The sequence below is a fragment of the Staphylococcus sp. HMSC062H10 genome (assembly GCF_001836945.1).
GTDB lineage: Bacteria > Bacillota > Bacilli > Staphylococcales > Staphylococcaceae > Staphylococcus > Staphylococcus aureus.
The window spans coordinates 50,794-63,885 of record NZ_KV830988.1; the positions used below are offsets into that span (position 1 = coordinate 50,794).

The window sequence follows — 13,092 nt, forward strand, 5'->3', positions numbered from 1 at the left end:
TATTACATCATATGCTAATTTGGTACTGTTAATGATAAAATCACTAAATTACAGTTACCGAAAAACATATTTTGCAATAAGCTTTTTATTAATTAATCAATAAAGCATCTATAAAGAACCATACAATCATTATAAACATAATGATTGCTTGAGCTATACTACTTGTTAAAAATGCTACGATTGAACCTATACTTACTTTAACTGCTCTTTCAAATGAATAGCCTTGTATTAATTCAACTATGAATACCAAAATAAAAGGTATAATAATAATTCCAAATGGCGGTAAAACAAAACATCCAATAACGACACCAATTAAAGCTGCATACTCTCCAAACTTAGAACCACCGAAGCGATTCACAAAATATTTATTAGCTAAAAAGTCCGCACATAAAATTAATATTGTTAGCAATGCCATAGATACATAAAACACCCATGATAAATGCTGATTATGAAAGCCAAATTGATAGATTAGAAAGCCAACCCATAATACTAAAACAGAAGGAATAATCGGCTTAATCAACCCAACAAATGCTAACATGAAGGCAGCGATGATAAGTAGCCATAAAATAATTGTCATGTTGATATCACATCCTCTTTTGTAATTTTTTGATTTTTAGTAAAGAATATAAGTATCATACCTAACATGATTGATGCTGCTGATACAAAAAATACATTTTCCAAACCTACCCAGTGACTCATAGCACCACCTAATAAGTTACCGCCTAACTGTCCAATAACCATTGCATTAGAAAATAGTGTTGAGGCGTATCCTGGGAAATCTGGTAAGATATCTTGGAAATAACTAATACCAATTCCTAAAAGAACCGCTAAGAAAATAGCTAAAAACACCTGTCCTGCTAACATCATATAGAAGTTTTTAAATACCCCAATGCTGAAGTAGAATAAACCTCCAAAAATCGCTCCATAAATCAACAACGTTCGAGTCTGTAATCTAGATGATAAAACGCCAAGAATGATCATAAATGGCACTTCTAAACCAGCACATAAACTAGCTAAATAACCGACATGTTGCTCATTTTCTTTTAAATAATCAGTAACAAATAAAGGCATATTCATCGTATACATCCATTGTCCAATGTGTAATAAAATAAATGCAATAAATGGTAATAAAAGCGTTTTGTCTTTAAACATATTAGGAGCAATTTTTTCAACATGTTGTTGCGTACTAATAGGGTGTTTAATGTTTAAATCCTTATAGAAAAACACTTGAAGTACTAAAGTAAATAAAATGATACTTATTGTTCCACCAAACAATCCAGCATAGCCTTTTAATCCGATTAATTGCGCACCAATAAATGGACCAAATAAAAAGCCCAATGAGAACATTGAACGTAATACTGTATTGGCAAATTGGGCTCTATCTTTAGAGCTTGAAACATTGATAGATTCTCTAGCAGATGCGTAAAGTTGGGGCATTGCTGGTGCAAATAATCCTTGGAAAATCGCATATAGTAATATGAATAACCAGATTGTATCTACAAAAAAGTATATTGAAAAACCAAGCGCACCCATTAATAATGCGAGAATAATAATAATTTTTCTATTAAAGTGATGCGTATCCGAAAATCTAGCGATAATTGAATTTACTGTAAACTGGCTAATCGCTGCAGATGCTAGAAGTAATCCATACTGATTTGTTGTCATACCTAAATCTTTAGTTGCAAAAAGAACAAGATATGGGACCGTAACCGCAATACCCATACCTAGTAGAAACATATTAGCAACAAAGAGTTTATAATTCTTTATTTGTAATAACGCTGCAAACATATCCATAACCCCGCTTCTTAGAGCCCCTTTTAATTTATTAATTAGGGGCTCTTATGGGAGTGGGACAGAAATGATATTTTCGCAAAATTTATTTCGTCGTCCCACCCCAACTTGTACATTATTGTAAGCTGACTTTTCGTCAGCTTCTGTGTTGGTGCGTTAGCATCCAACTGCGTTCAATTTAATCGAATAGATTAAAATTAAATACTAACCTTAAATTAGTCTAAAACTACGCCTTAGGTCGTTCAACAAAGCTCGCCATGAGATTTACAAAAGAATCAACTTGTGGCAATTGCAACATGCTCGGATCATAACTCATAAACGTTGAACGAATCAGTGGTTCATTATCAATTTCTACTTTTTCAAACTCAAATTGTTCTCTGCTGATATTTTTCATCATAATTTCTGGCAAGATTGTAACTCCTACACCACTAATCAACATTTCTTTACAAGTTGCTACTTGATCCACTGTAATAGTTGCATGGTAATCTTGTTCTAAATTATCGTTATACCATTGTTTTATTTGATTTATATAAATCGGGTCAGCTTGAAACTCTATGAATGGCAACTTTGTAACATCGTCTCGTCTATTTTTTGGAAAAATAAAATAATGATCATCATTAAATAAATGTGTGTTAGCTAAATTCATTACCTTATTTCCACGAGTTATCATGACATGATAGTCTCTATGATTTGCTTTAATTTGTTCAGTTGAACCAACTTGTACTTGAATTTCAACATTTGGAAATTGGGCATTGTATAGGCTCAAAACTTCAGGAAGTAAGGTTTGTCCAATCAATGAAGAACACCCTATTGATATCGTTCCATTCACTTCACCAATATGTGCCTGCATTTTGTCAAAAAATAATCGCTCTCTTTTCAACATGTCACGGGCATGCTCAATAATCATTGTTCCTTCAGTTGTTGTAATCAATTGTTTTTTTGTTCTGATAAAAATATCTACTCCAAAAGCATTTTCAATAGCTTTTAGTCTTTGTGTAACAGCAGGTTGAGATATATATAAAATTTCAGCCGCTTTACGTAACGTTTTCGTTTCGTCTAATGTTATTAGTAAACGATAGTCTTCAATCTTCATAATTTCCCCCCATAAATTATTCAATTATTGAACTTTCATGGCTACAAGCATTCATGAGTTCATAACTAACGAATAATTTCACCAATTTTATTGGTATGGCTGCAGCTTGAATTACTTAGTTTTTCTTTTGTTGTTGGTGATTTTTAGTTTGATTATATTGCTTAGGTTTTATTTGTTTACTTTTTTCAAAATTAGTTTTATTTTGTGGCTTTTGACGATTTTTTTGAGCCTTTGCATTAATTTTATTAAAGCAGTACATAATTTTCTTTTGGAATCCTTTAAAATCATTTTCTAACTCTGCCATAATTTGATGTGCAATCATATATGCTTCATGAAATTGCTTTTTTGTAATTTGCTCACTTTCTAATGCAAACATTAAATCATCTTCATCTACCAACTCATATTCACCACTTGGTAATGCTAAAACATCTAAACATAAATCTACTGTACGCGCATTACCTTTTTGCGTTATATTTTTGATATTTATATCAAAATAATATTCTAATGGATTGCCTTTATTATCAAACATTACAGTAATACTATAACGTTTTTTTTCAGGTAGTATTTGCAACCATTTATAATTGTCATCTGCGACAATGATATTTTGTCCAACTACCGTCACCTCTAAAGGATCACGAACCTTTTTCATCGTGACTAAGCCTATAATACCTTTAAACCTATTATTATTAACTTTTACCTCTGTGTATTCCCTATCAATTAGGCGACGCCAGTGACGTTTATCTATATACTTTACTTTCACAGTCACCAACTCCTTGTCATTATTATATAAAACTACATAAATGATGTCATGTTATGATACAGTTTTATAGTTTTTGTTAATCATATGAAAATATTTATTATTATTTTACTACAACTCGCTTCAATTTACTTAAAATAGACAATATTAATTAGATAGTACACACATTTCTTCATAAAAGTGATTTTTCAAAAATATAAATATTATAGTCTTATCATTTTCAAAACCATTTAATGTTAATTTCATTAAAAACAGCTGAAGCATCAAATCTATTCTGATTCAATCAAGAATACATATAAAAATGAAGTGACTCAAAGGTTTATTAACAACCTTCAAACCACTTCATTGATTCTTTTTATTTTAAAGCATATTTTTCGATTACTGATTTAAGATGCGGATATTGAACAAATAATTCAGATTGCTTAAACAATTCAAATTGCTTAAACTCAAATGCCGGTTGACACATACAACCTACTAAACTATAAGAATTTAAATTTTCAATTGAAGAAGCAAAAATTGTTCCTTTAGGCACTACATATTGCAATACATCTCCATTTTGGATATCAGTACCCAATGTTGCTGTCGTATATGCTCCATCCGGATTTATCATATGAATTGTTAGAGAATCACCGGCATGATAGTACCATACTTCATCAGCATCAATTCGATGAAAATGCGAAATATTGTCATCTGTAAGTAAAAAATAAATACTGCTAAACGGCGCTCTGTGTCCATCTTTTAATACTTCTCGGATCGTCTCTCTATAAAAACCACCTTCAGGATGCGATTCGAGTTGTAATTCATTAATCCATTGTTTTGCTGTTTTCATTATTTCAAATCCACATTATGGAATACGTTTTGTACATCTTCTAAATCTTCTAATGCATCGATTAATTTTTCAAATGTTACTTGGTCCTCTTCAGAAAGCTCAATATCTGTTTGAGGTAACATTTCAAATTCTGCTACTTTAAATTCTTCTACACCAGCTGCACGAAGCGCATCTTGAACAACCGCAAACTGATCTGGTTCAGCATAGACTATTGTCAATCCATTGTCGTCAATCACATCATTTACATCTACATCTTGTTCCATTAATGTTTCAAGTATATCGTCAACAGTTTTACCTTCAATACCAAACGTTGCCACATGGTCAAACATATATGCAACTGATCCAGATACACCCATATTACCGCCGTTTTTACCAAAAGCAGCACGCACATCAGATGCAGTACGATTTACATTGTTTGTTAACGCATCAACAATAAGCATTGATCCGCTTGGGCCAAATCCTTCATATCTTAGGTGATCAAAGTTCTCGTCTCCAGCACCCTTAGCTTTATCTATTGCTTTTTCAATAATATGATTCGGTACTGAATATGTCTTAGCGCGTTCAAGTACCAATCTTAAAGCTTGGTTAGATTCTGGATTTGGTTCACCAGATTTTGCTGCAACATAAATCTCCTTACCAAATTTCGCATATATTCTACTTGTATTTTTATCTTTTTGGGCCTTTTTTTCTTTAATGTTATTCCATTTACGTCCCATAATGTCATCTCGCTTTCGAACTGTTTAATTAACAACATATATTATACATGATTTTTTTATGATTATATACATTTTCACAATTAACATTATTGAACTACGATTTCTTCAATCTGTTACTTAGTTTTAAAATATGTATAAATTAAAAATGTGCCGATAAGCAATTTCTATGCTTTCGACACTCAATTTCAATTAAATATTTAAAAATTGTTCTACATCTTCAAATAAAGCATTAAATTTAGATATATCATCATCACTTAAATAAATATAAATTTTACGCTCATCTTTAGATGATCTAACTTTACTAAGTCTTTCTTTTTCAATTAGTCTTCTTATAGAAACTAATAATTTTGTCCTACTTAAATCTAGCTCATCCATTGCAGTTTTTAAAAATGATTGCATAAGTACTTTTTCATCTTTGCAATACTTCATCGTTAAATCTAAGACTGCTAAATCATTTAGCGACAACTTATATTTTTTATCAATATATTCAGATAATGCTTTATATTGTTTATAGAAGCCAAGCAATGTTTCTAATTTCTCAGTATTCAAAATGTTGCACCCCCAAATATATAAAGACAATGCTTCTGTCATTATTATCTTAAATTTTTCTGCCATTGTCTTTCTCATTTGTTTTTAATACGTTGTCAAAATTACCAACAAATGCAAATTAAATTTTGCAATACATATCAAGGTGTTATTTTTTTCCTATTTTAATTATGTATAACGCATTAAAAGTAACGTTAATATTTAAGGAATTATTACTAAAGTTATGCTCTTTAATCTCGATTGCCGGTTTAAGGTAGTTGTCAATTTTAGAGAGTAAACTGGGGTTCCATTCATATTTATCTCTTAATTCTTTAGAGATCAAATGATTAATGTTCCCACTATTTTCATCTAACGTTTCTATTACAATTAGATATTTATCGTTTAAAACATTATTTTTGAAATTTATATAAACTTGACTATCTTCAAAATTGCTCATAATTGTCTCGCTCTCAATCACTCGCCAATCATAAATAACCAGACAATAATAATTCTCTATATCAAAAATAGAATAATAACTGTTTTCGTATTTTGGTTTCGAGACATATTCGATAAACTTTTCTAATATAAGACCTAGTGTTGTTTTAAATCCATTTTTATCATATAGATGCATCGCATTAAATGTTTGATGATTATCAAAAATGTTTAATCCAAAACCATCAAAGTTATGATACAGCGCACTTAATGTCTTATAAATTAATGGAGCACTATTACTTAAATCTCGTTCTTTATTATTAAGCAGTTTATGATTTTCAACATTTAGAAAAATCAGCTTTTCTTGTTCTATATCCAATTCGTTAATAACTTGTTTTAAATTTTTAAAATGCAAAATATTTTTCAATAGTAACTCATCACTTTCCCCCATCAAATAAGGGCTACTTAAATTTGCATTATCTATTATTAACGAATCGAATTTAAGTCGCTTTATTTGTGATACTAGTGATTTAAAAACTGAAGGTTTATCAAATAAACAGGTAATATTCAATCCTAATTTCACATTTAACATGATGTTATGTAGTTTTAAAATCATACGGTAAATTGTCCTAATTTCCATCAATGATAAATCAAAAACAAAATGCACTTCGTAATTATTATGATGATTTATTTCGTTTGGAGATAATTGTCTAATAACATTCATAAAAGCTTCTTCAACATAATAAGTCGTTTCAATATCATTTATATTAAATGCTATCTTTAAATCACTTTCAATTATGGTTTTAATGATTGTAAACTTTTCTTCTTCGGACATGGTATTTTTACTTTTTAAAATCGATGGCATGATGAAAAAGACAACTTGGCTGTTCTTATTCAATAAGGTTTTAAAAATCCCTTCTAAGAAAACTAGTTTCATTTCTGTATAAGTATTAATTTGAATAACCGTTTGAAATAACTTAGGTATTTCAAATTTATCTTCGTCAATATGTATAACATCAGTTAGGTGATTTTTATAATGATCAATATAATTCAATATGACTTCTTTTACTTCTTGCGCCATACCGCCTACAAGTGGCTCTGGATTAAGCATGATACATTTATTAAATTTTGATAAATTACGATATTCATTCGGTGTTATATCCATATAACTTTTAAACATTTTAGAGTACGTTGAGCTGCTACTAAATCCTAAATGTTCACTTATATTGCTAATAGTACTATCTGTAGTAAGTAGAATCTCTATGGATTTTCCAATTTTCAAAGTATCAATATATTTTTTAAAACCCATGCCCATAAGTAAGTGGAATTGCGAAGACAGATTTGACTTTGAAACAAATAATTTATCAGCGACACTTTTTAATGTCAATCGTTGATTTACATTTTGATAAATATATTCGAGCTCATCTCGCAAATCACCATAATAAGCATAACGATATTGATTTTGCGCAATCTTTTTATCCATACTTGCTTCTTTTGCAATGATTTTAATAATATCCTGTAATTTTCTAATATCAGCGTCATTAATAGGCTGATTATCAAGGTATCGATATGTCAATTTTAATAATAAGCATTTCAAATTATAGGATGATTTAATTAACTTTGCTGTATAGTGATAATTAAAGAAAGTAAAGCCTAATTCCGCAAACCAATCGCTACTCAAATACAACATGATCGTTTTTTTATTATTCTTAATACTAAATACATCCAGATGATTAATGATATATATATCATCTTCAATTATTTTACTTTTACGAAATTTTTGTAGTTCGATTTCCCCGTCAATTGGCCAAAATAAGACTATGCCATCTTGGCAACGCGTTGTCGCATATTCATTATTAGTAAGTATATGCAAGCATGATTTTGCCATAACTTTACCTCTTTCTATATTTAAATACCACTTTTATCATTCCCTATAATATTTAACTTATTTAATTAAACGTAAATTTAACACAATACGAATACCAAATCAAAAATAAATAAAACTATATAATGGTTAATTTTTAAACTCATATATCAATCATTTAAATATTACAAAAATAGATGTAGTCAGTTTAATTAAACTATCCAATTGAAAACACACTACTTTTTAGTATTTTCAAAATAATTTTAAATGACCACATCTACAACGTATTACTATTATCTTTTGTTAGTTTTATATTCATTTTCAATTTAAAAATAAACACTTATTTAAATCACATTCTACTTTTGAGATGAGCTCAAACTAACATTAAATTTTTTATATTATTTATACTTATTCCTATTAATATTTCGATTTTAAAATTAATACGTAGCTATACTTTACTTTTCTAATAAAAGTGTAATTAGAAAGGCAAGTACACCTGTTTAAAGTTTATCTTCTAAGATTTGTTCACTTTAGAACTATAGCAGTTAATCATTTCAATGATTAATAATATCTTTACAATTAAGGTAATATATTTTTATTGCTTTATCAGTAAAATCTCTATCTAAATTTCTAATTTATGACAATCGCTCCAATTTAAGGTTGATATTCATTATTGATTATTCTAAAACTTCATATGAATTTCTTTATTAATTTAACTGTTTATCTTCTGAACATATTAGCAAGATAAAGTATATCCTTAATAATATTCAACAAATTAATAAATAGATTAAATCCCATTTCTCTTGGTGAATAGTCACCTCTTTTTAAACGATTAAAATCATACAAAGTATAAAGTAGAAATAACAATAAACTAACGACGGTAATAATAGTATAAAAAATAGGATTTTGAAGAAAAATACCAATTAGACTCGCAATAATTAATGTTATTAATGTAACGAATAAATACTTGCCTATACTCGATGCATCTCCAACGAAGAAATAACCAATAATACCAAATGCTATAAATGCAAAAATTGCTAATGCGATATTTTTATAGAAAATATCAGGTCCTAAATTTTGTAAATACGTGGTAAACGTTGCGTATGACAATAAGCCAATTACTACAGCGTAAATATGTGAAATAATTAAACCGAACCGTCTCGCTCTTTCAAAAACAAGTGTTGCTAAAATAATAATCAGTAATCCAAATGACAAGGGTTGTCGCCAACTTAATGGTAAAAACTGACCTAGATAGCATCCTATGCCAAAGATAATCCAGTAATACATAAAATAAAGCCACACTTTACTTATTGATTGAGCATGCTGGTTTTGCTGAAAATATGAATGATTTGTATTTTGCGACAAAATAATTCCTCCTTCTACTGTCGTTTTATGCGTCAAATTTTACAGTAAATTTTGCTTCATCAAAAGAAATAACCTTTAACAAGTATAGTAATTTTACATTTTACAATGTTACAAAATATAATTTTTTATAATTAGTTAAAATCACTAAAACGCTTTTATACACTATCAAATCAGCATTTATAAAAATATGAACCGATATCCTAAAATGTTAATAATATTACAAGATAATAACAAACCACACAAAGCTACTTATTTTTGATAATATGGAAAGCGTAATATAAAACGAAAACTTAATTTACTATATAAATTGTCTTAATAATTTTTAAAAGTAGTAAATCTTAATTTTAAGGAGGAGTCCCTTTGAAAAAATTAGCATTTGCAATAACAGCAACATCTGGTGCAGCTGCATTTCTAACGCATCATGATGCACAAGCATCTACACAACATACAGTACAATCTGGTGAATCATTATGGAGTATTGCTCAAAAATACAACACTTCAGTAGAGAGTATTAAACAAAATAACCAATTAGATAACAACTTGGTATTCCCTGGTCAAGTTATCTCAGTAGGTGGAAGTGATGCACAAAATACATCAAACACTTCTCCACAAGCTGGCTCAGCATCATCTCATACTGTACAAGCTGGTGAATCTTTAAATATCATTGCTAGCAGATATGGTGTTTCAGTTGATCAATTAATGGCAGCCAATAACTTACGTGGTTATTTAATTATGCCTAACCAAACATTACAAATTCCTAATGGTGGATCAGGTGGTACAACACCAACAGCTACAACAGGTAGCAATGGCAATGCATCATCTTTTAATCACCAAAATTTATACACTGCTGGTCAATGTACATGGTACGTATTTGATCGTCGTGCTCAAGCTGGTAGTCCAATTAGCACATATTGGTCAGACGCTAAGTATTGGGCTGGTAACGCAGCTAATGATGGTTACCAAGTAAACAACACACCATCAGTTGGTTCAATCATGCAAAGCACACCTGGTCCATATGGTCATGTTGCTTATGTTGAACGTGTCAATGGTGATGGTAGTATCTTGATTTCTGAAATGAATTACACATATGGTCCATACAATATGAACTACCGTACAATTCCAGCTTCAGAAGTTTCTAGCTATGCATTCATCCATTAATTAAATAAATTGTACTGATATATACTAGCAATTCACATCATGTGATATTGCTAGTTTTTTATTTCTGAAAAAAAATTTCATTTTGGTACAAAAAATTATCTCACCTTTCCCTATCATACTTATTTATATTTTGTATGAATGGTAGTTAGGTAAAAATTATGACCTACCTATTTAATTAAATTAAATGCATAATATATTAAAAATCAAAATAATGCAACTAAGTTGACTATATAATGATTTAATTTGTTATACCAGTATTTTACGCTTTTTCGTCTACATATACAAATTTATATTAAATAAAGTCCAATACAATTTAGGTTAATTAAACAAGTTGATAGCTATTTAATTATTCATCCATTGAAGAATATAAACTATTAAATCATTATTTTACGCTTACTTATATTTTAATGACCTAACTGTTTATGTTCCATGGAATACATTTATAACTTAGCCACAAATTAAAATGCTTTGTCTTGGTCATTCTATGTAAACTCTATAAAATATGTTATCTATTTACATAAAAAACTGAACTTCAATACCACCATATCTTTGTGATACTGAAGTTCAGTTTAGTTTTATTTTCAATTAGAAAAATAAGTTAAGTATATAGAATAGTAAACCTGCTAACAATGCTGAAATAGGTAATGTGATCACCCATGTAATGATCATTCGTTGCGCAGTACTCCATTTTACACCTTTAGCTCGGTTAGAAGCACCAACACCTAAGATTGATGATGACACAACGTGAGTTGTTGATAATGGGAAATGTAGCGATGATGCAACAAAAATTGTTAATGCAGATGATAAATCGGCCGCAGCACCATTTGCTGGACGTATTTTCATAATATTACCACCTACAGTTTTGATAATTTTCCAGCCACCAATTGCAGTACCAAGCCCCATTGCTGTTGCACAGGCAAATTTTACCCATAACTGTGGTTCAACGCTGCCATCATTCTGTACATTAGCAACAATCAATGCCAACGTAATAATACCCATTGATTTTTGTGCATCATTGGTACCGTGAGAGAATGATTGTAACGCTGCTGTGAAAATTTGGAAAAATCTAAAGTTACGATTCGCTCTTGTTAAATTTGCATTTTTAAAGATAACTTTAAAAATTGAATACATCAAGAAACCAACACAAAATGCGATAATCGGTGACACGATTAATACAATAATAATTTTTGTGAAACCTTGGTAATGTAATACGCCAAATGAGCCTTCAGATGCGATTGCTGCACCCGCAATTGAACCTATAAGTGCATGTGAAGACGAACTTGGAATTCCGTAAAACCAAGTAGCTAAATTCCAAATAATAGCCGCAAGTATTGCAGCTAACACAACAACTAATCCATTTTCCAATTTAAATGGATCGACAATGTCTTTAGTAATGGTGCCTGCAACGCCCGTAAATGTTAAAGCACCTATAAAGTTCATCACTGCTGCCATTAAAATTGCCGTTTTAGGCGTTAACGCTCTAGTAGATACAGCAGTAGCTACTGCATTGGCTGTATCATGGAATCCATTGATAAAGTCAAATATCAGCGAGAAAATAACTACAGCTATAGTGACGATGATTATATATGACATAAATATATACTCCCCTTAGCTATTTTTCATAATAATAGTTTCAAAATTATTTGCTACGATTTGACATTTATCAGCAATTTCTTCCATGCTTTCATAAATATCTTTTATTTTAATTAAAGTGATTGGATCTGTTTCGCTATTGAAAATATGTTTAATTGACTGTCTTAAAATACCATCACAGTTTGTTTCAAATTCTTTAATATTAATTGAATGAATACGCATATGTGATAATTTTTTATCAACTAATAAGCCGACAGCAAGTTTCATTTCTGCAACTGCTTTTTGAATGTTATCAACAAACTCAGCCATATATTCATCTGTGTATTCGATTGAATACATTTCAAACATAGCTGCCGTTTCTTCAATTGCATCTAAAACATCATCAATTGCATCACATAATGATAAAATATCTTCACGTTCAATTGGTGTGATAAATGTTTGATTTAAATCAGTAATTACTTGATGTACTAATTCGTCACCATGTGACTCATAAGTTTTAATGTTGTCTGAGTATGCTTTTAAATCTAGATGTGTATTGAAATCCATTTTACCGAATTCAATAGCTGCACGATCTAGGTTAAAAACCATCTCTTCTAATTGAACCATAAACTTATCTTTTTTCTTACTAAACATTTAAAATCCTCCATTTAAGCGATTGTCACCAATCACATTCAGTTATAATTTGTTTCAAATTAAGACAAGTGAATTTACAAACTAATGATACAAATTTGTTATTATCAATCGTCAGTATATTTTTAGTGTACTGATATTAATTTCAAAAATGCCTCACAGTAAACAATTTACTGTATTTGCCCTTATATGAAAATAGCACAAAATTTACAATCCCACAATTCAATTTACAAATTTTTAACAATTCCGAAACTTAACTTTTACATAAAATTTAAATAGTGGTAGACATTTGTTTTGAAAAACTTGATATATAGGCAATTTGTTATCTACAAAACTCTA

At 29.7% G+C, this 13,092-nt stretch carries 13 protein-coding genes; 1 reads left to right on the top strand and 12 read right to left on the bottom strand.

Going from position 1 to position 13,092, the window contains the following annotated elements; all coding sequences use genetic code 11:
* Positions 1-88 precede the first annotated feature (88 nt).
* From HMPREF2658_RS09640 to HMPREF2658_RS09685, 10 genes are all read right to left on the bottom strand, one after another.
* Entirely contained in the window at positions 89-577 is a 489-nt protein-coding gene (locus HMPREF2658_RS09640) for a DUF456 domain-containing protein (RefSeq protein WP_000152582.1), read from the bottom strand.
* Positions 574-1,794, bottom strand: a complete 1,221-nt coding sequence (locus tag HMPREF2658_RS09645; protein ID WP_000367064.1) for a sugar efflux transporter — start codon at positions 1,792-1,794, stop codon at positions 574-576. The genes HMPREF2658_RS09640 and HMPREF2658_RS09645 overlap by 4 nt, the downstream gene beginning before the upstream one ends.
* A gap of 223 nt (positions 1,795-2,017) precedes the next feature.
* On the bottom strand, positions 2,018-2,884 hold the full coding sequence (locus HMPREF2658_RS09650) for a LysR family transcriptional regulator (RefSeq protein ID WP_000687415.1): 867 nt from the start codon (positions 2,882-2,884) through the stop codon (positions 2,018-2,020).
* A gap of 115 nt (positions 2,885-2,999) precedes the next feature.
* Positions 3,000-3,644 (bottom strand): ribonuclease FAU-1 family protein, encoded by a 645-nt coding sequence (locus HMPREF2658_RS09655; protein WP_000865625.1) that lies wholly within the window; start codon positions 3,642-3,644, stop codon positions 3,000-3,002.
* Between the two features lie 144 nt (positions 3,645-3,788).
* Positions 3,789-3,905: a hypothetical protein gene (locus tag HMPREF2658_RS09660; RefSeq protein ID WP_001806154.1), complete on the bottom strand. Its 117-nt coding sequence runs from the start codon at positions 3,903-3,905 to the stop codon at positions 3,789-3,791.
* Between the two features lie 91 nt (positions 3,906-3,996).
* Positions 3,997-4,470, bottom strand: a complete 474-nt coding sequence (locus HMPREF2658_RS09665; protein ID WP_000844823.1) for a cupin domain-containing protein — start codon at positions 4,468-4,470, stop codon at positions 3,997-3,999.
* On the bottom strand, positions 4,470-5,186 hold the full coding sequence (locus HMPREF2658_RS09670; protein ID WP_000532969.1) for a YebC/PmpR family DNA-binding transcriptional regulator: 717 nt from the start codon (positions 5,184-5,186) through the stop codon (positions 4,470-4,472). Before HMPREF2658_RS09670 ends, HMPREF2658_RS09665 begins: the two co-directional genes overlap by 1 nt.
* A 189-nt stretch (positions 5,187-5,375) precedes the next feature.
* Positions 5,376-5,735 (bottom strand): HTH-type transcriptional regulator SarX, encoded by a 360-nt coding sequence (gene sarX, locus HMPREF2658_RS09675; RefSeq protein WP_070854387.1) that lies wholly within the window; start codon positions 5,733-5,735, stop codon positions 5,376-5,378.
* A 145-nt stretch (positions 5,736-5,880) separates the two neighbouring features.
* Entirely contained in the window at positions 5,881-8,031 is a 2,151-nt protein-coding gene (locus tag HMPREF2658_RS09680; protein WP_001129741.1) for a helix-turn-helix transcriptional regulator, read from the bottom strand.
* A 696-nt stretch (positions 8,032-8,727) separates the two neighbouring features.
* Entirely contained in the window at positions 8,728-9,372 is a 645-nt protein-coding gene (locus tag HMPREF2658_RS09685; protein ID WP_000081596.1) for a Bax inhibitor-1/YccA family protein, read from the bottom strand.
* A gap of 360 nt (positions 9,373-9,732) precedes the next feature.
* Between HMPREF2658_RS09685 and HMPREF2658_RS09690 the strand changes: the two genes are divergently transcribed.
* The gene (locus tag HMPREF2658_RS09690; protein ID WP_000731644.1) at positions 9,733-10,530 is read left to right on the top strand and encodes a LysM peptidoglycan-binding domain-containing protein; all 798 of its coding nucleotides are present in this window, start codon (positions 9,733-9,735) and stop codon (positions 10,528-10,530) included.
* A 585-nt stretch (positions 10,531-11,115) separates the two neighbouring features.
* On the opposite strand, the gene HMPREF2658_RS09695 is transcribed toward HMPREF2658_RS09690, so the two are convergent.
* Positions 11,116-12,123 carry an inorganic phosphate transporter gene (locus tag HMPREF2658_RS09695; protein WP_000120368.1) on the bottom strand — a complete coding sequence of 336 codons (1,008 nt, stop codon included), beginning with the start codon at positions 12,121-12,123 and terminating at the stop codon, positions 11,116-11,118.
* Between the two features lie 15 nt (positions 12,124-12,138).
* On the bottom strand, positions 12,139-12,756 hold the full coding sequence (locus HMPREF2658_RS09700; protein WP_000491755.1) for a DUF47 domain-containing protein: 618 nt from the start codon (positions 12,754-12,756) through the stop codon (positions 12,139-12,141).
* Positions 12,757-13,092: the final 336 nt, after the last annotated feature.